This window comes from Legionella sp. 227 (assembly GCF_043161935.1).
Taxonomy (GTDB): domain Bacteria; phylum Pseudomonadota; class Gammaproteobacteria; order Legionellales; family Legionellaceae; genus Legionella; species Legionella sheltonii.
This window is the reverse complement of the sequence record NZ_CP171154.1, coordinates 2,126,997-2,148,507: the sequence shown is the minus strand read 5'-3', so window position 1 is coordinate 2,148,507 and position 21,511 is coordinate 2,126,997. Positions and strand designations below refer to the sequence as shown.

Sequence of the window (21,511 nt, the reverse complement as noted above, 5' to 3'; positions counted from 1 at the left end):
GAGTTCTTGAAAATCAAGCACTTTATTTATTGATTAGTTTAATTTCAAATCGGAGGAGACTTCCGAAATTAAACTTCCGATATCATCTGAAGGAGGCAGGTCTGCAGGATTTTGTATTGAATTTAATAGCTTCTTAAGTGACGACTCCTCTTTTAAAGGAAAACAATTGTTACTACTGTAGTTGGTAAGAGCCGTTAACGCTTGGCGTAAAAAGTCAATTTTTGGGTCGTTCTGAAGACCTTGTTGTTCAATTTCTTTGATATCCTTAATGATTCTATACATTATCTGATAAACCTGAACCGATACAGAATGTTTGTAACATTCCATAATACCTGTTGCAATTAATGCCTCATTTTTAGGATAAGCTCGAATAAATCCAAGTGTGTTATTAATGTACTCATTGACTCTATCTACATACTCTTTGGTACCTTGAGGATTTAAATCAGATGAAGCCTTACCATATGCAAAAACTCCTGACTTAATTTGGCCCTCATTTTGCAAAAATAAATTGATATAAAAATCCAATGTCGTTCTAGGTTTTATATTTACTGAATTATAAGCAATATCGACATGGATAGCATGAGCAACATTGTCCAATTCACAAAAGTAAAATGTTTGACCACTACCATTGAAATATCTTGACGAATCATCATGTTTTTCCATCATTAGTTTCTGATTTTGCAGATCATCAAAAACCAACTTATCGTCTATTTGGAGCCGTTCTTTTACAAACTTTCTAATCTTCGTTTTTACATCTAAAGCAATTTCATAGTTTGTTGTATCACACAAATCAGCTAATTGTCTCAATAACAAGGTCCTATATAGTAAAAACTCAGGTGAGACTACAGTTTGTTGTTCTAATGGATTAAGGGCATTTCCTGGATAAATTCTTGGATTAAGGCGAAATAGAAATTCATAGGAATTATTCAGATATTCGTCGATGGTAGAACTGGTTACGTTGGAACATTGCAAATCATTAATACGACCAGGGAGTCCAAGCATTTCGCGAAGTGCAGCATCCCCTTTAAACCATTTTTTCCCTTCAAAAAGTGGTTCTTTATTTTTATAGATTATTTTGGCAGACTTTAAAAGCCCTTCATACGATTTTGTAGGCTCAGCAGATACAGGAATTGGGGCTATTTTAACTGCTTCACTAAGATCGGACTTAAACCCACCAAGCCCCCCTTGATTTATAGGTAACTCATAGAATGCTAATAATTGCTCCGGTACGGTTTCAACTGACGAGACAATATGGATGACTTGCTCTTTGATTTTCTGGATTAGCTCGAATTCCTCAATCGTTTTTTTATTGTCGGGTACTAACAAATACTCTTTTGTATCTTTAATAAATTGCTCTAAAAGTGTCGACTTACCCGCTGATAATTCCTTTACTAAATCCTGAGTTTGTTTTTCGCTTTCATTAATTAATTCAATAAACGAATCACCTAGGTCAATCTCAATTGCTTTACTATGACGATATCGGGTAGCATACTCCCTTAGCCATCCCTCCATAGAACCTCTAGCGATTTGCTTTTCGCCTATTCCCCAAAATCGATGAGTGGCCTTATCAAAATCTTTGCTCTGTTTTATATTGAGTTCGGAGGTTTCATGACTCTCAATTATTTCTCTATTTAATCGAAGAAATTCATTTTCGACTTGATCGACAGTTTGTTGAATCTCCTCTCTGTTTGCAGCAGATCGTTTATAATGAAGCCTATCAATATGCGTTACTATCAAGTAAGTAGAAACTGCTGCAACAGCAAATGCAACTAATGCAATCGCCACTATACCCCACGTAACAGGCCCACCCAATGCCAATGCTAAGGTGCCCAATACCAATGCACCCACAAGTATTCCACCTATGGTAGCAGTAGTCTTTGGATATTTGGCAAAAAAACCAGGCTCATTCATTTCCCTTAATAAATAATCCCGGCAAAGCTCCATGAATTTTAGCTGGATTTGTTGGCTTGAATTTTGTCTTACAGCCGTAGAGTCAAAATGTTGATGAAACCATTTTCTGAAGGGTGATGAGGTTTCAAGGTCAATTTCCTTTGCATGAGCATCATAAAGTTCTTTAAAGCTTAAATTAAATAACTTATTTAATTCTTTTAAAAAATAAGCTTCTATAGCCGCATTAATTGCCTCATCACTTTTATTTTTGAGATCTGCTATTTCGATAAATTTTTTTCGAGCATCGATTTCATTTGCGTTGTCGCTGATTTTTCCTAATAACAACATTTCACGAAAATGAAAAAGCTGAATCATTTGTATGGAAAGATTTTCTGCTTTATCTTTAATTAGTTTCGAAAAACCATCTTCTTTCTTGAATTCACGTTCAAATTCTTCTTTGGCTTTTGATTTATCCCCTGAGTAGGAACTAATAAATGAATCGTACAGTATTTTAGTTGTTAATGCTGCCAAAGCAGCTGAAAATACTCCACTTGCGGCTTGTTCCACTATGGAGCGAGAGTCCCCCGATCCTAAACCCATTAACTCTTTGACCCAGCCGATTGGGCTAGTACTGAATACTTTCATTGCTAAAAATACAGCGGATCCAAGCCCTCCTCCAGCTAGTGCAGCCAGAGCGCCACTACCAATTTTTTCTGCGATATTAGGGGAATTAGTCACCTCATTAAGATAACTATTTTCCAATGTTCTTACTTCTGCAATTTTTTCGACCCATGCCCCTATTATTTCTGGGTCTTCTAATGATTTATTTTTTAAACGAAGGTGAGCCACCATCTTTGATTGCAGTAATTCTTTGTGATTTTTTTGTATCAACGTAATTATTTTTTTTGCTTTGTCAGGTAGTAAAGCCATACCAATACCAACGAAGGAGCATAATTATGTTTAATTTTAGATCAATACTATTAAGTGAACATTAAAGAACAACAAAAAGCATGATGTTCTTAATTTAAACAGATTGTTTGCGAAACCCGTATCGGTCGGTATGGAATGGTACGTGCAGAAAAAATGGACTATCTATAAAAGCTTAGGATTACAAAAAATTCTTTATGAAATTCAATCCGAAAGGAAACTACTCTAATGGACAAATTCAGGAAAAAAGCACGTATAGATACAATCCTGGTTGCGAGTAACCAGGATTTCAACTTGATTCTCATACACTAAATTCAAATATAGTGACTCTGCTCCTCAATTTTACCTAGTAGGTTTTCGTGCAATCCATGAAAGCTAGAGGAGCAATCTACTACTTTCTTACTAACTCAAACATCCAGGAATGAAACAGCCTCTATCCAGCTAAGGTTGTTAGCATGCTTACCCAATGATCCACATTATCATTTAATGCTTGTACCGGTAGGCGCTCATCTCGGCCATGTGCACGTAAATCTTCAGGACTGATCACCCAAGTACCATTTACGCCATAAACAGGAATACCAACTATACGAAAGGGTCGCGCATCCGTTGCACCTGTACTCATACTCGGAATGATAGGTGCATCAGGAAAACGAGCATGAATGGATTTTTTATAGGCACTCAGGACATCGTGTCGCAATGGAGAATCTAGTGAGGCAACATGATCATCCAATCGTGTCACTACAATATTGGGATCAGCAACAATTTGTTCAAGCTCCTTCTTTATCGTCTCAGGTGAAACACCAGGCATAAGGCGGCAATTTATAGTTGCTTGTGCTAGCTGTGGTAACGCATTATTGGCGTGTCCAGCAAATAATCGGGTTGCAACACAACGAGTACGTGTTAGACCTACCTCACCAGGATCCGCCTCAATGACATCAGCTGCTTTGCTATCAGATGGGTTTTTCAACCAGGCTCTCATAGCACCGCCTAACGCATTCGCTTCTGATTTTTCTCTCGCCGCAAAATAAGCTCGTGTGGTTTCGGTCATCATCGGCTGAAAGCGATAAGCCTCCAGACGTTTTAAAGCATCAGCTAGTTGATAAATAGCATTATCGGCTCTGGGTTTTGAAGAATGTCCACCAGAATTGCGAACTGTGAACATATAATCGGTGTATGTTTTTTCAGCAGTTTGAATCTCAAATCCAAGCGGATGATTATTTGTATCAAATGCTCCACCACCAGCATCTGCATTTAATCCATATTCGGCATTCAGCAAATCTTTCCATTCAGTAGCTCCTTTTTGTGCACCAACACCACCTGTTTCTTCATCTCCTGTAAAAAAGACAATGATATCGCGTTTATTTTGAAAACCCTGTGCCTTGAGCTTCATGATGGCTACTGTGGTTGCTACCAGACCGTCTTTCATATCAATTGTTCCACGGCCGTAATAATAACCATCCTTTTTAACTAAAGTGAATGGAGCCATGGACCAATCGTCTTTTTTTGCTTCAACAACATCCATATGTCCCATAACCATAATGGGTTTCTCAGCAGTAGGAATCGCAGCTCGCCAACGCACAATTAATGCTGCAGTTTGATTGTAAGGTATAATATGAATGTCTTTATCAGGAATACCTGCAGCACGAAATTGATCAGCAAAATATTGTGCCAACTCCGGTACATGATTCTGTCCGACTACAGTTGGAACCTTTACTGCGTGCTCCAGCATTTGTTCGGCTTTGGCATACCAAGAATCAGTCTCCGATTGATTGGACGCATAAGAACTTGTGATACACGATAAAGCAACCGTAACTCCCAAAAGCTGGCGGGTAAAAATCTTCATAGCAATCTCCATTAAAATATCTTCTGTCTTTATATAACTGGAGAGGATAACATGTAAACCCTGATAGTGAGCATCGCAGGATTGACTGTACGGGAATGACTAGTTATGTAAGAACGACTTGAACCTTAAAAAACCGAATTAAATTTTTTAAGAGCTCACACCGCACACCAAAACTGGTTCTTCTGCTTCGTTTTTATTTCGTTCTGCCTTGAGGGGTTGAGACTTTTCAGCAAATAACGTTGATAGATTGTTCATCAGTAAACGTACTGTACGCTTGTTTGGGTTCAAGTTGTTCTTTTTTTCTTGGAGGATTTCCTGCATATCTCCATTAAACTGGCTTTTTATATGGCTTTTAATAGGAGCATCCAGATTTGGAGTATATTCGATTTGTCGTACTCCTTGCTCTACAGCACGTTGATATTCACCGGCTAATCCATCTACTTTAGCCTTCAGGGCAACAGCATCGTCAATCATTTTTGCTGTCTCTGTTTTAAAAAAAGCAAAGTACTGAGCTAAAAAATTGGAAATTTTTACGAAGAATCCATCATGCAACTGAACAAAGTCGTCCAAGGTTTGACTTGATTGCTGAAGCTTATTAAGAAAAAGTGCATTTTGTTTTATGGTAGTAAGTAAATTACAACTGGCTTGTACAGCATCTTTCATCATATCATTTGCTTTTTTTAATGCCTCAAGTTGTTCGAAACTTTCACTTGCTAACCATAGCCTTAGTGATGTATCGCGATTAAAAAAACGATTGTTTATTGCAGCAATTTGACTCTCTTTCTTTTTCAACTTGTTTTGCAAATCCAACAAACATGCGTATACCAAAGCCTTAAGCTCCATTTTGCACGCACCATCCCAGGTAGCAGGCAGTGTGGAGCCGATTGCTTCTTGCACTGCTTGCGGTGTGGTAGTTCGGTAAACAACTGTGAGCGGAGTAGCCATCCAGCTTATTCCCTGAATAGCCCCTGAAGATAAATTTGGTGACTCAAGAGAAGCCTTCAGTTGCGATATTTTGTCAAGAAGTTGTTGTTTTTGCGTATCTTCTGTATTTTCTAAAAGAAACTGATATAACTTCTTATGTTCTTCGATAAAATCTAAAAAATCTTTTCTTCCAATAATTTTCTTATCATTTTCATCTAATGCTATGAGTAATTGACTCACTTTTTCTATTTCTTCATCAAGCTCGACTTTTTTCCTTCGCGACTCATAGATGCTGAAAATTCCTGAAGAAACTTTTTCTATCTCTGCTTCAAGCTCAGTAAGGCTCTTAAAAATATTTTGATTTACTTGCTTTACCTCTGATGGCAGCAACCTAGGTGCTCCCGGTGCACCGTGTTTATGTACGGCACCTGTTTTTGTGGGCTTCACTTTGATTAAAGGACTGAGACCTAATACCTTAAGATAACGTTCCTTCAAGAGATCTTTAACTGGCTTTAAGGGATCAACCTCATCAATTTTTTTTGCTTCCAGTTCTGGATGATTTAACCGCTCTATTCTTTCTTCTATTTTTTGCAAAAAGAAGTCAACTTTAGCTTTGATTACATTTAGATCAAAAAAAGCGGAAATCACGAGTTGCGCTCTCCAATCAATTTGCGCAATGGCTACCTTAATAAGGTGGCATAACATATATGAAGAAAACATAAATGTTTTATAGTGATTTTGATCTGTAAAAGGCTGTGTATTTAAAAGAAATAATTTTTCAATATTTCCAATTAAAGTAAAAACATTTTCCTTGGTGTTATTTTTCCAGTTTTCATACAAGGTAGATGCAATCAGACTGGAGTGAGCAAGGATTTTTTTTTCTTTTGCCGCTGATTCTGGTAGTTGTTCAATTGCTTCATCAATAAATAGTTTGGCAAAAACGATTATTCCATAGGTGCGCGCTTTAAGTTGCTCAAAATCTTTAAATTTTTGCCCTGCATTGACTTGGATTGTTTCAAGATTATCTACTGAACTCACATAGTCGCTAATCAGCATTGCAGAGTCGAGGATGTTTTGCTCTTTATCGCTTTGGCTTCCACGCCATTGTTTAAAACGTTCTCTTTTACTTTGCATAACGCCTTAGTGGATTCGTTAAATGGCTCTTAACTACATTCTACAAAAACATCGATTAAAATAAAACCATAATATCTATCAATTGCACCCAAACGAACCCAATCCAAAACAAATGAATGAGAACAGAGAAGGGAATGCAAGTACCTTTAAAATCAGCTATTCTAAATTCATAAGTCTAAGGAGAAACAAATATGCCATCAAAAAAAGGAATCTACCTCTTTACTCTAATCGGTTTACTCCTTGGATTTGCTGTTGATGGGTTAATTCGAAATGAAATTACCAAAATATTCGATTATGCCTTAATCGGTCTCTTTGGCCTTTTGTACGCACTGGCTTATAACAACAAAAATTGCGTACGCTTGGTTGCAAGCAGCTTCTTAATCGCCTTATTTTTGTCTTTGCCCTTGCTCCCTATAGAGGCGCGTTTTACCTCTTTACCTCTGGAGCATTGGTTTACATTCTTATGCGCCTTTCCAATATTTGTTTATGTAGGTCATTCATTTCACTATGCATACCATCATGACAATACTTGGCGTATCAGCTATAACAGTTTATTTGCTGCCGTATGGAATACTATTCTTTTACTTTTTGTTGCTTCGGTGTTTTCTGCCTTAGCAAATGTGCTTATTTTATTGGGCGCCTTTATATTCAGAACTGTAGGAAGTGATTACTTATGGAATTTGTACTCCGATAATCTGCATTTTCGTTTGATTTCCCATGTTACCTTGTTTTTTATAGGACTAGGAGTTGGGCAACAAAATATCCAAATCATTTACAATTTGCGCTTTTTATTGTTAAGAATGATGTATTATCTATTCCCATTTCTAGCAGTCATCAGTATCTTTTATTTTTTCCTTTATTTAGGCCACTCTGTAAACGGTGGTGAAGAATACATTAATCCTCTCGCGATTTTAATCCCTCTCACATTTTTGGGGATTATATTTTTCAATGCATTTTTCCAAGATGGCAGCGTAGAATCAGGAGCCCCTTTTTGGCTGAAATTAATATTACGTATTTATCGTATTATTTTATTTCTTTTGGTTTTAATAATGACTCATAAAATTTTCCTGTCCTATTCCTTAGATGTTAATGTAGTCATTTGTATCATCATGGTGATCTTATTTAGCCTGACTTATGCCATTACCGCCTGGTTGCCTGAAAACAGCGAACAAAAATGGATACGAATAGGAAATATTTGTTCTGCATTGTTTTTTATAATAGTGCTCTTTCTATTCAATCTTCCGTATATGCCCATAGTATTTCAGGTAGGTACCCAACCCACGTTATTATCCCTAACATCTCAGTAAGTACCCTACATAGATAAAACTGCATGTCCTTTTCAGGGGGCATGCGTGCATCTTGGGGAACAGTTGGATTTTTTTAAACCAGAAGCGCCCAATACAGCCGTGCAATGAATCAGTGCGAAATACTTAGTCCATATCAGGGGTAGGTCTGACATTTCCTAATCGGGTATTTTCCTCAACTACCTGATTAACAAAGGTGTTTCCATAACCGATCCAACTCCCTTTTTTAATGGTCGTTCCTGGGCCAATCGCGGTGGACATACCAATAAAAACATTATCTTCAATAACGACAGGAGCAAGAAAAAGTAAGTTGCCTACATCGGAGTGACAACAAATTGACACTCCACTACCAAGAGTGACATTTTTTCCTATAGTAATTAAAGGACAATCAACAAAATCGATGTCAAAAGAATTGACTATTTGAAAGGAAACTTTAGCACCTAGCGCCCGCCAGTAACAAAACTTCACCACGTTGAAGGTTTGCAGTAAAGGGGTCAGCCCAATTACTTTAGCGGAACGAGTCAGCGCAAAATGACAAAACCAAGCAAAAGTCATTTTATTCATTTCTCGTTTATATCGACCTGGTTTTAAATGAGGCAAACACAGCCTAATCGCTGCAATAATCAGAATAAACGAGGCAAATAAAACAAAGGGAGCCAAAGGAAGAACAAACCACGTCTGCGCATAGCCATGATAAATAAATAAGCCGGTTATGCTAAAGGCAGCTACACCGGGCATCAAACTAAATAAGATGGATACCAGGTCAATAAGAATCAGCATCGACGGTGATAATTCGGTCTTTGCTGGTGCTTTTTTTACCTTGGTTTTATTTTTCTCGGTCATAACATGAGTTCCTTTTATAAAAGCCTGGGAGAATGCCCCGGAGAGCCACTGTCATTAAATTAAAAAAAGGACAGTAAGCCCAGAGGAGTCACTTTTCATTATCATCAATAAGCAAAGAACCTATTTATTTTTCGGTAATAACTTGCTGAGAAATTAACTTAGGTTTTGTCTGTGCATGATTATCTGCCAATAGTTCATCTTTCGACAATTGCAATAAAACCATGGGTAATACCTCTTTAGTCATCACACCATGTGCATAAGATTCATTGATTTGCATTAAGCGCTCGTGCATACGCGCTAATAACGCATCGGATATTTGAATTGCATCGTCAGTGACAAAAACAATTCTATTGCCTAAACGATTGCGTGCAAAATACCAATGCGGCTCAATGTCAAAAGAAATATCGCTCAGCATGTTTTGTAATTCAGAACCTGAGACAGAACAACTTTCTAACTTTACCATTTGGGTTTTATAACAAAATTCAAGTCGTGGTGCTTTATTTAAGAAACCGGTACATTTCACTACATCTTTTAACTGATAACGAATAAAGCCCATTGCTGTGGTTAAGAATATTTCATATTTTTTACCCGGCTCTAACTCCCAACATTGCAAAAGATTTTCTTTCTTAATCATATTGCCCTCTTCAATAAACTCCACGATATGGGCACCAGGATGCAAAAAACCACCTGGTTGATTGTCTATAGGGACAGTAAGCCATCCTTCAGTAGCAGAAAAAGTGCCATCAACCATGCCAACTCCTGGTCCTAACAATTTTTGCAATTGAAGCGCAGGATATTCACAAAGACCGGAAATCCAGCAACCAACAATACTTAAAGAAGGCCAAAATTCTTTAAAGGAGCTAGGCTCCTGTTGTAGCAGCTGCTGTAAATAACGTCGACGTTTTCTTGTAATTTGAATTGGAGGCAAAAAATCAGGAACCGGTTTTTCCCCTAATAAATAGGGTAAAAAATATTTAAAGTCGTTACGACAACGCTCAAAAAAAGCATCAATAACCATAGGAGTTACAGCAAACAATGCACTCAGATCGGTTGCTAAAGCATATAAAGCAGACCATTGTTCATAGACTTCGGCATTATCGAATACTTCATCAGGCAACGCATAAAAACGTTTAATAATAGAAGGTAAATGACGATAGTTAAAATTGCTAATCCAGCCTGAAGGAGTGCCAGCTGGAGATGTTTTATACGAATCGACTGCGGCCAAATACACTATTTTTTCTTTAAACAAACCAGGAACGCGTTGAGTCAAGGTATAAATATAAGGGGGCATCGTTCGCTGAAACTGCGTCTGAAATGACGTAGTGATTGGGAAAAACTTTCGAACGCCTGAAGTTCCCGAAGTCTCTGACCAAAAAAGTAATTTTTCTCCATTAAAAGGTTGAGTATGGCTGTGTTGAGCAGCCAAAAGCGCTGCCTCATAATCGTCATAATTCGTAATGGGAAAATCATCAAGACTTAAGGTTGGGCTATTTTGTAACAGAGCCTGCCAATAGGAGGATTTTTTTAATAAAGGAACGATCTCTTGATTCCATAAACGTTCACGAGAACGCTCAGGATATTGGGTATCCTCAATAAAAGCCTGATATTTTTTTCGGGTAATTGCTGCAATAAGTATTCTTTTCCAATTCATTCCTATTACTGGCCAAAATGAATGCGATGCGAAATGATAACCTCAAAAATTCAAGTTGGCGAGGCACTTTTCTAGGTTAGGCGGGTATTGTTATTGGAATCACCGAAAATAATTTATGTTGCTCGTAAAATTGCGATAAACTGCCCGCCATAGATTCTTGCAGTCTGTTATCAATACTTGGGTATGAATTTAATTTGTTAAGAATTAATTGAATTGCCAACTGAATCCAGTCTATGCCCAGTAATTCTTTAGCCATCAATTCCTGATTAAAATGCCAAAAGTGAAGGCAACAACTTGCTGCAAAAATCCAGCAATATTGTTCTGCTAAGCGAAATGCGGCCAAGCTGCGTGGGTCAAATTGTTTTTGCTCATGCAAAGAAACAATTTCGCGATCCAATCGAGTAAGCTCAGCACGAATTGCATGAATTAAGGGATTGATGTGTTCCGATTCTAATACGGATAAACCCGCTAAAATATCGTCTTCTGCATGCGTAAAAAGGCCTAGGCGATCTAGAGAAAATTCGGAGCAAACACAATTGAGATTAAAAATAGACTCCAGTTGGGGTAACTGACTTGGAAGGCAACTTCCCCTCATCCTGGCCTGTGGTAATAAACTTCCTGCAATCACGGATAAATTAACCTGACTACTCCCATCAAATAAACCAATTACTGCGATATCGCGTCTGATTTTCTGAAACATGGCCCACTCGGTTGTACGCAAATAAGCCCGAGCCCCCATTACTATGCTACATTCTTCGACAATTTCTTCAGTTATTTTGGGAATGAGAAATTTAATAATAGCTGACCAAAAAGAGAGTTGTTGAGGCATTACAGAACTCGCACGAGCCACAGCTAAAGCCGTGCAATCGGCGATGAGTAATTGCGTAAACTGTTCTCCCAGCCGTTGTTTTACCGCAGGAATTTCATATGCAGCCTTCCCATATATTTGTCTTTGCTGGCTAAATGAAAGCGCCAAGCGTAACGCTGTATCTGCACCGCCAACAGAAAAAGAAGCACATAAAGTTCGTGAAACCTGCAATGTTTTATAAATAATTTCCAATCCGCGTTGTTTATCACCAACTAATGCATCTTGGGGCAAAAAAGCCTGTTCCAAAGAAAAACCACTAATATCCAACCCTCTCACCCCATGCGTAGGAAGCTTAGGGGTTGGTATGAAACCGGATTGTAGTTTAGATTTATTCAGAAAAAAAACCGAGAAGCCTAAGGGCCCTCCCCGTTCATGAGTTCGACAAAGAAGGGTAATATTTTCTCCCTGAGTAGCAAAATTAATGCACCATTTTCTTCCGGATAATTCCCACCCATTCTGAGAAGGTTGGGCTACGACTTCATTGGCCATGATATCAGAACCGTGTTCTTCCTCCGTCAACGCACATGCCGTAATTTCACCACGTCGAAAAGAGGCCGCCAGCTCTTTTTTCTGCTTTTCATTGCCTGCTATCCAAAGAGGTAAAGCACCTAGGAATGGCAATCCCAGGGCTATGCCTGTGGTTAAATCGCGTCTACATATGGATTTAACCAAAAAATATCCCACATCAAGCGAATTAAACTTCCCCCCAAGATACTGAGGAATGAGATAATCCATAAAACCCCATTGCTGAATCCGCTTAATTTGCTTCCAGGCAAGCTGTTCTTGCTGATCGTAGTGCAAGCTTTCTTGAAAATTGATCGGGCTATCTTGTTGTTCAGGATTGCCTAAATAGGTCTCAAACGAATGAATTAATTGCAGTAAATCGTGGTAAGAAGACATGATGATCCTTACTAAATTGTAGCGTGTGATACCCTCGCCCCGGTGGGGGAGGAGAAAAGATTTCGTTCTTCCCTTCGCCCCCGCGGAGAGAAGGTGCCCTGAGGGGTTCCACTTACCTATTCTTGCTCAAAAAAAGAGAGCGCTTTCTACACTATAGAATGTCGTGCAATGGGCAGATCATCCATCTTGCGATATAAGTATTCCAAATGTTGCGCCAAACGACCACGTATTTGTTCGGCAGTAATCAGTTCATCAATCAAACCCGACACATAGGCATCCCTTAACGAGGGATCGAGGTGCAGGGCATCCGTTTCATTCGATTGTATTTCGGCAGAGACTTGTCCATCCGTGCTTTGCACTTTTTTTGTGGTCTCTTTACCCATAACACCAAGAGTAGCAGTTTCTAAAGCCAAGACGAGATCACCTTGTTGCGATGCGGTTTGCATCATGAGAAATGCCGCTGCCCCATAGCATTTACGAACAATGACACTCATTCTAGGCACTCGAGTTTGCATGGCCGCACATAATCTGGCCCCATGTTGCAATAAGCCCTTTTGCTCTTCCCGTTTTCCCGGCATAAAACCAGGAACATCAATTAAAGTCAGTATGGGAATTCGATAAGCATCGCATATCCGGATAAATTTAGCTGCTTTTTGCGCAGCATCAGAATCGATTGCACCACTAAAACGAATACTTTGATTAGCAACAATCCCTACCGCATACCCATGGATACGTACAAAAGCACAAATCATGGCTTGTCCATAGGTGCTTTTGTATTGCCATACTTCTGAATTATCCACAATTGCCTGAACCAAATCGAGCATATTAAACGGCACTCTGGGATCAGTTGGGACATTGGGCAAAGCATGCATGGGTTCCAGGACTGCATGCCTCGGCGGGCATTCTCCATTATGTGATGGAAAAAAGTGGAGCATCTTTTTTACCTGGTTTATTTGTGCGGTGATACTGTCATCAACAAAATCTGCAATCCCAGTAGTACTTGCATGCATTGCTGTACCACCCAGTTCCCCCATACTGACTTTTTCACCGATTGCTTGTTGAACAACCATAGGACTGGTAACCATTAAATAGCTGCGATGCTTATTAAAAAAGAGCAAATCCATCAACACAGCAGAATAAGCAGGTGCACCTAAAGTTGGAGCAACAAGCACTGCAAACTGTGGAACAATACCCGATAAATTAATATTGCGTGCAATAATTTGAGTGTATTCATCACCACTTAACAAATTCTCTTCCAAAGAAATACCAGGGGAAGCTAAAAAGGCGATGATAGGGATGCGTAAGTCTTTGGCTCTATCCATAAGGCGTAGAATCTTTTTTGCACCTTGGCTGGTAATATATCCTCGATTCACTGAATGATTATGAGCATATATTGCAACAGGTCTATGGTTTACTTTAGCTAAACCGGTAATCACTTCAGCCCCAAATTGTATGTGGACTTGATCATTAGGGGCATAATCGGCAAGCAATGGAAGAAAACTATGCTCATCAATGAGACTTTCTATCCATTTCATCGTGGTTTTATCAACAGACGATGAGGGCATCTTTCACTCAGCATTAAGTTAAATTTGTGCAAAATAATACACTTCGTAATTAATAGGGTCAAATTATCTAAAAAAACGGTTATAATAACTCGCATTAAATTCTTACAGGTACTCTATGGAAATTCTCTCCCCCAATATTCGTTTTGATATTACTGCGGCATCCCGTGTTCTTCCAAATTCTCCTCCAGTCACTAATCTGGATATTTTAAAAAACTTCCCAAGAACCTCTAGCCACTCATTATCTTTTTTAGAAAAATTTGCTGAAAAAATTGGGGAGGAGTTTGGTTTTTATTCTCGTTATTGGTGCCATAAGCCTTGGGAGTCTTTAGACAAATCCAGAGCATTGACTTCTGAATCATTAGCCACTGAGGCAGTACAAAAACTGTTTGTACAGTTCACCCCGCCAAAAATACATGCTTTTTTGTTGGGGTCTACCACCAATAAACGATTTACGGGCTCACAAGCTGCAGCTGTTCTCGGAAGCTTGGGAGTAGATGCCCCTGCTTATGATTTGAAAACGGGTTGTTCCACTTCCTTATCTACACTTCATCTTGCCTATGCTTTAATGGCTTTAGGGTATAGTAATATCTTGGTTAGTTGTGCTGAAACATTATCTAAAGTAATCGACCCTGAAAATGAAAAAACCTGGATAGGTTTGGCTGATGGTGCTGCCGCCTTGTTTATGGAAAAAAAGGAAACTGGTGCCTTCACTGTTGAAAAAACTTTTTTTTCTACGGAGGGAAAATACGTTGAAGCATTTACTACTCAAGGTGTTTTTCCGCCCACCCAAGAACAAATTGATACCGTAGGTTATCATTTAATTGGCGATGAATCCCTAATGAAAGAACTGGCCTATGTTAAGTACAAGCAGATGCTGGACCATTTACTCCCTACCAAAGAGGACAGAGAAGCCATCACCTGGATCATACCTCATCAAGTGAATCGTAAACTAATCACCCACCTTCTTGAAGAAAATCAAATAATCAATAAATCCATAATTTGGGATTCCGATACGATTGGTAATCTTGGCGGTGCATCGGTTCTTTATTCCTTAGCAAGAGCGGTCGAGGAAAAGATTTTTGACCGCCCTGGAAAAATACTCATGATGAGTGTTGGAGGCGGACTCTCCTACGCAGCACAGGTTCTCCAATTTCATAAGCCATGAGGTTTTCTGCAATGAATAAAGAGATTTTTAATTGTATCTCACTAGCAGATGCAATTCAGTACCGAGCCCTTCATACTTCGGAAAAGGTGTGCTGTACTTTTGTAAATAGAGATTTAGAAGAAAAAATAACTTATGCTGAGCTGGACGAACGTGCAAAAGCCATTGCCGCATGCTTACAGGCTCAAGGAGCAAAACCTGGGGACAGGATCTTATTATTATTTTCCCCTGGTTTGCCTCTGATTCAAGCTTTTTTTGGTTGTCTTTACGCAGGCTGTATTGCGGTACCCATTTATCCCCCTGCACAAGCAAAATTATTAGATAAGGCACATCGCATCATTCACAATGCAAAACCTGTATGTGTCATTATGACAGCAGATCATTTGGTAAAATTTGCCGCTCTGGATAAACAAGGAAAACCACATTTGGATGACGTTCCGTGTCTCGCCATAGACACCATAGAATTACAAATGAGTCTGCTGTGGCGACCCCCGCTAATTCGAAAACAGGATATTGCTTTTCTTCAGTACACCTCAGGCTCAACGATGCATCCTAAAGGAGTGATTATTACTCATGGCAATTTGTTGGATAATATTCACAAAATTTACCATGCTTTTCAGTTAAACGAAGAAACCATTTCATTCAGCTGGCTCCCACCTCATCATGATATGGGATTAATAGGTTATATTTTGACTCCCCTTTATGCGGGTGTTCCAACTTATCTGATGTCCCCTTTTTCTTTTTTACAAAATCCTCTTTCCTGGTTACAAAACATTAGCAAGTACAGAGTAACCATTAGTGGCAGTCCTAATTTTGCTTACGATTATTGTGTGAAACGCATTAAAGAAGAAAAAAAAGAGGGTTTGGATTTAAGTTGCTGGACCATTGCCTCTAATGGTGCTGAACCGATTAGAAAAGAAACTTTAGAGCATTTTTATCATGCCTTTAAAGATTATGGGTTTCGCAAAGAAGCCTTCTACCCTTGTTATGGATTGGCTGAAGCGACTTTATTAGTCACAGGCCATGTCCCTGGTACACCCTATCGCACACTCACCTTAGCTAAAGAACAGTATCAGGATCATCGCGTCCATTTTGCTGAAGAAGCAAATCCACATAGCCACAGCATAGTCAGTTGCGGCCAATTGCTGCAAACAGTAAAAATTGTTGATTCAGAAACATGCACCCTTTCTGATAATGATCAAATCGGGGAAATTTGGGTGCAAAGCGCCAGTGTTGCTCAAGGTTATTGGCAACAAGAAGAAGAAACACAGCACGCATTTCAAGGCAAAATTCATGATGATCCCAGTAATCAAGTATATTTAAGAACGGGCGATTTAGGTTTTGTACATGAAGAGGAGCTTTATGTGACTGGCCGCATCAAAGATTTGATTATCCTCTATGGAAAAAATCATTATCCACAAGACATAGAATACTCCATCTTACATGCGCCAGTGCATGAATCTCTAGGTAAATGTGCTGCTTTTGTCATGCAAACCGGACATGAATACGAACTTACCGTCATGTGTGAGGTAAAAAATCGTTTTATGACACCTGAGGAACAAGAAACCTTGTTTCATACCATTTTTGAACTGGTTTATCAGACTCATCAACTCGAAATTCATCAGATTATTCTTATTCCACTTAAGGCAATGCCGCATACTACTAGTGGTAAAATTCGTCGAAATTTCTGTCGCAAACACTTGTTGGATAGTACACTGCCTATCATCTCTAGCTGGCGATTGAATAAGATTGAGGGTTAATATATGCAATTTTTGGCTCAAGATTCTCCAAATAAAGTTGCGCTAAGTTTTGAGAATCACCTTTTAAGTTTTGCTGAGCTAGCAACAGCAATCGAGACAATGTCCTTACAATTAGACAAACTTCCACCAGGAATACTGATTTTACAAGCAACGCCTCAACCCCTATTTGTGATTCAATTATTAGCTGCTTTAACTATCGGAAAACCCGTAGCACTTTTTCCTCCTCAAGAATTGGACTGGCAAAAACGAGCTATTTTAAGCACGAGCATGACCGTTAATGAACATGGTGAACTTATCGAAATATGCGAAAACAAGCGCATCACGCATCATCCCCAATTAGCCTTAGTACTCTTTACCTCAGGGAGTACAGGACAAATGAAAGCAGTACAACTTTCTCTAAAAAATATCAGCGCCAATTGTCGAGCAGTTATAAGCGCCCTTGAGTTTTCTCAAGTTGAGGATCAATTATTATTTTTACCTTTGTCCTATTCTTTTGGCTTGTTAGGCCAATTACTCCCAGGGTTAATTGCAGGGATAACGACCGAACTGATCGCACAATTTACTGACATCAAAACTTTATTAGAAAGTGGCAAAGTGCCGCAAATGTGGAGCGGGGTCCCCTCTCATTGGGTTGCGATGAGTAAAATGGCGGCATTGTTTCCTGGAAGTGCCGCAAAAATAAAGGCGGTTGTCTCTGCAGGAGCCCCTTTGAGCATTTCATTACGGGACAACCTGGTGCATACCTTTCCCAAAGCAATAATTTACAATAATTACGGGTTAACAGAAGCCTCCCCTCGCGTACTCACTTATTCCAGCAAAGACCCTTCATTTCATGAAGATTTTGCCGGTTACCCCATTGTGATTGGCAATTACGTTTGTCAGAAGACAATGAATTGCTCCTTAAAGGCAGTCAATTGATGTTAGGGTATCTGGGGGAAGAACAACAATCCCGTATCCAAGATGGCTGGTTTTTTACTGGCGATTTAGCCGAGCAATTACCTTCGGGTTTAATCGCAATTAAAGGACGTAGAGATCACCTCGTGAATATCGGGGGGGAGAAGGTCAATTTAATTGAGATAGAACATAAAATTTGTCAACTTAATGGGATTAAAGAAGTGATTGTCTTACCTTTGGCTGATGAGTTGTATGGTATCCGCTTACTTGCCTGTATGGAACAAGGTTGTTTTGCCCCCAATATCACCGAGCAAATGCTTACCGAACAATTAAAACAACAATTTTTACCCAGAAAGCTTCCAATTAGCGTGCAATTAATTGAAAAATTGCCGCGTAATCAACACGGAAAACTGGATAGAAAAAACCTACTTTTAAGTCAGAAGGATAAAATCGATGCTCACTGAACGCATTCGCAATACTTTGGAAAAGATTGGGCTTACCCATCTTCCCCAAGATACATCCGCCTCATTGGAACAAGGCGGTCTAGATAGTTTAATGTTGGCCCTGCTTATTATCGAGTTGGAGCGTGAGTTTAAACTAAAAATCCCGGTTATGCCTTTAGTAAAAAAACATTATGTATCGATAGACAGTATTGAAAAGCACTTAGTTGAATTGGGGGCACAATGAATCTTTTGCTTACTGGAGGCTCCTCAGATATTGCCCAGGCTATAGCCAAAAGAAGGCTGCAATTAGGTGACCGCATCATCATTACTTGTTCCACTAAAGAAAGCCTGGATAGAACATTGGAACACTATAAACAGCATGAGATGCATGTAAGCGGCTTGGTATACAACTTTTCCAATCCGGAACGCAGTACAGAAGATCTGCAGCATCTGCTGCAAGAGCCTTTAGATGGTGTCATCCTGAATGCCTTTACACGTGTAACCCAACTTCGTAAATTACATGCTTTATCCTATCCTGCGTTACGTACTTATATTGATTATAATGTCCATGGCAATATCTGGTTGATTCATCAGTTATTACCCGCATTTTTGGCCCATAAATTTGGTCGGTTGATTCTGATTTCCAGCCTTTCGGCAATTACAGGAACCAGTCGTTATGGCGCTTATTGTGCGACCAAAGCCGCATTAGAAGGATTGTTTTTAAACCTGGCCGTTGATTACAGCGCCAACAATATTTTATCCAACATCGTCCGTGTTGGTTTGATTAAGACATCCAGAACCGAACAATTTTGGAAGCGACCTGCTTATCAAGAAAAAATGGCCCAAATTATTCCGCAAGGCATGATGGGAGAACCCGCTCAAGTGGCAGAGGCGATGGATCCCTTATTATCCAGCACCTCATTTATGACAGGCTCCGTGATTACAGTCAGCGGCGGTTTACCGCTAATGCGTTCTGAAGGAATATTATCATCATGAATTTATTGTATGCTGAAAAAAATATATACCTTAAAGGTCCGTTCGCTGCATTGCCCGAAAAGATTATGAGCAATCAAGAAGTGCTCCAATGGATGAATAGTACACAAAGCCCAACACTGGTCAGCTTCTCGACAGGAATTCGCAACAGGCGTTGGGTTAATGAGGATCAAGCATGCAGTGATTTGGCTGTACTTGCTGCAGAAAAGCTATTTGCAGCGAAGCCTGTAGAAAAAAACAAGATCAACCAAATTATCCTGGCTACGATTTCCGGAGACTATCTTGCTCCACCTACTAGCCCGCTCGTGCAATACCGTCTTGGATTAACAAATACCGGTGCTTTTGACATTGGAGCAGCCTGTGCAGGCTTTGTAGTTGGTTTACATACAAGTGCCGCGATTGCTCAAGCGAGCATGGGATCCGTTTTATTAATAGCCAGTGAAATTCGTTCCAAATTTTTAAATAAAAATAATTTTGCTACGGGAGTTCTTTTTGGCGATGGTGCCGCCGCTTGTGTGGTGTCCACCGATAAAGAACATGCAGAATTCCGTTTTATTGCTTCCGCGTTGTTTGCCGATGGAGAAGTGAGCGATACCGTATCTACTCCTGCAGGAGGCTCAAGACTGCCCGCCGCACAGTGTACAAACCATGAACTTTTTTATATTACGATCAAAGAAAATACAGCATTATTTGTCAAAGCAGTACACGGAATGGTTGATGGAGCTGAGGAGTTTCTCAAGGCATTAAATCTGACTACTGCTGATATTCAATGGCTGGTACCTCATCAAGGTAATAAAAATTTAGTTTTATCGGTTGCCAAACAATTAGGTTTTCCTGAAGAGCGTATTGTCAAAACCGTGGAAGAAACCGGTAATACGTCCGGTTCAAGTGTAGGCATTGCTTTGGATTACCTACGCGAACATGCTGAGATTAAAACCAAAGATAAAGTGTTATTAGTTGCTGCGGGTGGAGGAGGCATTGCCGCTTGCGCCCTTTTAGAGGTGATTTAATATAACCCTGGGTTAGGCAACGCCGTAACCCGGGAATGTGTAATTTAAACCTCGGGCTACTATTTTATTAAAATTTAAACTTCGAACTAAACCAAAATTCAGCCAAAGGCGTTCCCTTATAATGTGCTAAATGAAAATGGAAAAACTCTTGTGCTGCCTTCAGCTTATTGCTTTGTGCGAGACAAATAAAATACGTCTGGGCAATGATTTCTGATTGCGCATCGCTACCACCGATTTCTGTGCGTCTTGAAATACAAGGTGCCATCAAATCGCAGGCTGTTTGAAAATCGTTGTTTACAAAAGCATGAATCCCTTTGCTTAAGGGCAATATCACAGAAAGCCAAAGCGTTTGATTATATCCCTTCGCCAGAGTTTTAGCATAAGTTTCAATTGATGACAGAGCTTTCCGCACTGCATCTTCCTGACCTAAACGAGAAAGACAATAAATGTAATGAACTGTATTAAAACCAGTATAGTGCATCAACGGATTTTCATTGAGATATGAGGCAAGCACATTGAATCGATCCAAATGCGGTAATCCCGCCATATCCAAACGCCATAATAATGAAATGGCATCGATTTGCTCGGTTATAATTTCCGGAGAAAGACCAAAAATTACAGGATATAGATCCATCACTTTATCTGCTTGACGTAATGCCATGTAGAATAACGCTAAATGCCAACTGTTGTGCCCACGAAGAAGGGATGAGATTTCGTCCCAACTCCCTCGGAAGGTTTCCAAAGCCTCAATTCCCTTGGCAATATTATTTGTATTCAGATAGGTGTGTGCCAAGGTATGATGAGCCCAAGGGGTAATGGGTTCCATTGTAAGCGCTTGCTCAGCCAATTGTTGAGCTGCTGTCACATGTCCTGACAACTCAGCAGCAAAAGAATGCATGGCTATAAAGTGAGATTCATCCTGATTATGTGCCGCAATTCGTTCACAAAAAGCTAAATAGTTGTGGCTGTTATAAGCTTGTCCCGCGCAATAAAATAACCATTCAGCAAATTTTGCCGCCAAAGTGTCACGAGGATATAAAGCCGTTAAACTTGCTAAAATGGTTAAAGCACTTTCATACTCCAAATTCATCCAAGCTTTAACCGCTTGATAGGTTAATTTTTCTCTTAAATTTGCTGTTGGCAATAATTTTTCAGCATGTAATAAATGTTCTTTTGCCAAAACTGTGGCTGAATCAGTCTGGCCATAAAGATAAAAAGCAGCCGCATAGACTTGAAGGAGTAAATTATCAGGATGATTTTTAACTGCATCTAAAATAAAATGAGGCTCCTTCCCTGCACCTAAGATTTGATGATGAAAGTGATTAATACTTTCTATAACTTGCACCGATTCTGTTGTCACGGCTAAACCACGATTCGTTTCCATATTGTTCCTAAATTCT

14 protein-coding genes and 1 pseudogene are annotated in these 21,511 nt (G+C 39.4%); 7 read left to right on the top strand and 8 right to left on the bottom strand.

Features of this window, described 5'->3' with window-relative positions:
• Positions 1–33 precede the first annotated feature (33 nt).
• From ACF8MK_RS09230 to ACF8MK_RS09220, 3 genes are all read right to left on the bottom strand, one after another.
• The gene (locus ACF8MK_RS09230; protein ID WP_392536402.1) at positions 34–2,820 is read right to left on the bottom strand and encodes a hypothetical protein; all 2,787 of its coding nucleotides are present in this window, start codon (positions 2,818–2,820) and stop codon (positions 34–36) included.
• 430 nt (positions 2,821–3,250) lie between these two features.
• A complete protein-coding gene (locus ACF8MK_RS09225; protein ID WP_392536401.1) occupies positions 3,251–4,660 on the bottom strand; it encodes a M20/M25/M40 family metallo-hydrolase in 1,410 nt (469 codons plus the stop codon).
• A 147-nt stretch (positions 4,661–4,807) separates the two neighbouring features.
• Positions 4,808–6,718 (bottom strand): hypothetical protein, encoded by a 1,911-nt coding sequence (locus ACF8MK_RS09220; RefSeq protein WP_392536400.1) that lies wholly within the window; start codon positions 6,716–6,718, stop codon positions 4,808–4,810.
• A 191-nt stretch (positions 6,719–6,909) separates the two neighbouring features.
• Between ACF8MK_RS09220 and ACF8MK_RS09215 the strand changes: the two genes are divergently transcribed.
• Positions 6,910–8,025: a hypothetical protein gene (locus ACF8MK_RS09215; protein ID WP_392536399.1), complete on the top strand. Its 1,116-nt coding sequence runs from the start codon at positions 6,910–6,912 to the stop codon at positions 8,023–8,025.
• Positions 8,026–8,148: 123 nt separating this feature from the next.
• Here the strand turns inward: ACF8MK_RS09215 and ACF8MK_RS09210 are convergent, their stop codons facing one another.
• The 4 genes from ACF8MK_RS09210 to ACF8MK_RS09195 form a co-directional block, all read right to left on the bottom strand.
• Complete coding sequence (locus ACF8MK_RS09210) at positions 8,149–8,865, bottom strand: hypothetical protein (protein WP_392536398.1); 717 nt, start codon at positions 8,863–8,865, stop codon at positions 8,149–8,151.
• A gap of 124 nt (positions 8,866–8,989) precedes the next feature.
• Positions 8,990–10,516, bottom strand: coding sequence for a GH3 auxin-responsive promoter family protein (locus ACF8MK_RS09205; protein ID WP_392536397.1), 1,527 nt, complete (start codon positions 10,514–10,516; stop codon positions 8,990–8,992).
• 76 nt (positions 10,517–10,592) lie between these two features.
• On the bottom strand, positions 10,593–12,284 hold the full coding sequence (locus tag ACF8MK_RS09200) for an acyl-CoA dehydrogenase (RefSeq protein WP_392536396.1): 1,692 nt from the start codon (positions 12,282–12,284) through the stop codon (positions 10,593–10,595).
• 146 nt (positions 12,285–12,430) lie between these two features.
• Entirely contained in the window at positions 12,431–13,849 is a 1,419-nt protein-coding gene (locus tag ACF8MK_RS09195; protein ID WP_392536395.1) for an acyl-CoA carboxylase subunit beta, read from the bottom strand.
• Positions 13,850–13,964: 115 nt separating this feature from the next.
• Between ACF8MK_RS09195 and ACF8MK_RS09190 the strand changes: the two genes are divergently transcribed.
• The 6 genes and pseudogenes from ACF8MK_RS09190 to ACF8MK_RS09165 all read left to right on the top strand — a co-directional run bounded on the left by ACF8MK_RS09190 (position 13,965) and on the right by ACF8MK_RS09165 (position 20,111).
• The gene (locus ACF8MK_RS09190) at positions 13,965–15,014 is read left to right on the top strand and encodes a 3-oxoacyl-ACP synthase III family protein (protein ID WP_392536394.1); all 1,050 of its coding nucleotides are present in this window, start codon (positions 13,965–13,967) and stop codon (positions 15,012–15,014) included.
• An 11-nt stretch (positions 15,015–15,025) separates the two neighbouring features.
• Positions 15,026–16,771 (top strand): fatty acyl-AMP ligase, encoded by a 1,746-nt coding sequence (locus ACF8MK_RS09185; RefSeq protein WP_392536393.1) that lies wholly within the window; start codon positions 15,026–15,028, stop codon positions 16,769–16,771.
• Between the two features lie 3 nt (positions 16,772–16,774).
• Positions 16,775–18,129, top strand: a pseudogene (locus ACF8MK_RS09180) (class I adenylate-forming enzyme family protein).
• Positions 18,119–18,352: an acyl carrier protein gene (locus tag ACF8MK_RS09175; RefSeq protein ID WP_392536392.1), complete on the top strand. Its 234-nt coding sequence runs from the start codon at positions 18,119–18,121 to the stop codon at positions 18,350–18,352. The pseudogene ACF8MK_RS09180 and the gene ACF8MK_RS09175 overlap by 11 nt, the downstream one beginning before the upstream one ends.
• A complete protein-coding gene (locus tag ACF8MK_RS09170; protein ID WP_392536391.1) occupies positions 18,349–19,104 on the top strand; it encodes an SDR family NAD(P)-dependent oxidoreductase in 756 nt (251 codons plus the stop codon). Before ACF8MK_RS09175 ends, ACF8MK_RS09170 begins: the two co-directional genes overlap by 4 nt.
• The gene (locus ACF8MK_RS09165; protein ID WP_392536390.1) at positions 19,101–20,111 is read left to right on the top strand and encodes a 3-oxoacyl-ACP synthase III family protein; all 1,011 of its coding nucleotides are present in this window, start codon (positions 19,101–19,103) and stop codon (positions 20,109–20,111) included. Before ACF8MK_RS09170 ends, ACF8MK_RS09165 begins: the two co-directional genes overlap by 4 nt.
• A 67-nt stretch (positions 20,112–20,178) precedes the next feature.
• Here the strand turns inward: ACF8MK_RS09165 and ACF8MK_RS09160 are convergent, their stop codons facing one another.
• Positions 20,179–21,495 carry a tetratricopeptide repeat protein gene (locus ACF8MK_RS09160; protein WP_392536389.1) on the bottom strand — a complete coding sequence of 439 codons (1,317 nt, stop codon included), beginning with the start codon at positions 21,493–21,495 and terminating at the stop codon, positions 20,179–20,181.
• Between the last annotated feature and the right edge of the window lie 16 nt (positions 21,496–21,511).

Coding starts and splice junctions, on each gene's coding strand:
- ACF8MK_RS09230 (WP_392536402.1), bottom strand. CDS start 2,820: ATGGCTTTACTACCTGACAAAGCAAAAAAAATAATTACGTTGATACAA.
- ACF8MK_RS09225 (WP_392536401.1), bottom strand. CDS start 4,660: ATGAAGATTTTTACCCGCCAGCTTTTGGGAGTTACGGTTGCTTTATCG.
- ACF8MK_RS09220 (WP_392536400.1), bottom strand. CDS start 6,718: ATGCAAAGTAAAAGAGAACGTTTTAAACAATGGCGTGGAAGCCAAAGC.
- ACF8MK_RS09215 (WP_392536399.1), top strand. CDS start 6,910: ATGCCATCAAAAAAAGGAATCTACCTCTTTACTCTAATCGGTTTACTC.
- ACF8MK_RS09210 (WP_392536398.1), bottom strand. CDS start 8,865: ATGACCGAGAAAAATAAAACCAAGGTAAAAAAAGCACCAGCAAAGACC.
- ACF8MK_RS09205 (WP_392536397.1), bottom strand. CDS start 10,516: ATGAATTGGAAAAGAATACTTATTGCAGCAATTACCCGAAAAAAATAT.
- ACF8MK_RS09200 (WP_392536396.1), bottom strand. CDS start 12,284: ATGTCTTCTTACCACGATTTACTGCAATTAATTCATTCGTTTGAGACC.
- ACF8MK_RS09195 (WP_392536395.1), bottom strand. CDS start 13,849: ATGCCCTCATCGTCTGTTGATAAAACCACGATGAAATGGATAGAAAGT.
- ACF8MK_RS09190 (WP_392536394.1), top strand. CDS start 13,965: ATGGAAATTCTCTCCCCCAATATTCGTTTTGATATTACTGCGGCATCC.
- ACF8MK_RS09185 (WP_392536393.1), top strand. CDS start 15,026: ATGAATAAAGAGATTTTTAATTGTATCTCACTAGCAGATGCAATTCAG.
- ACF8MK_RS09175 (WP_392536392.1), top strand. CDS start 18,119: ATGCTCACTGAACGCATTCGCAATACTTTGGAAAAGATTGGGCTTACC.
- ACF8MK_RS09170 (WP_392536391.1), top strand. CDS start 18,349: ATGAATCTTTTGCTTACTGGAGGCTCCTCAGATATTGCCCAGGCTATA.
- ACF8MK_RS09165 (WP_392536390.1), top strand. CDS start 19,101: ATGAATTTATTGTATGCTGAAAAAAATATATACCTTAAAGGTCCGTTC.
- ACF8MK_RS09160 (WP_392536389.1), bottom strand. CDS start 21,495: ATGGAAACGAATCGTGGTTTAGCCGTGACAACAGAATCGGTGCAAGTT.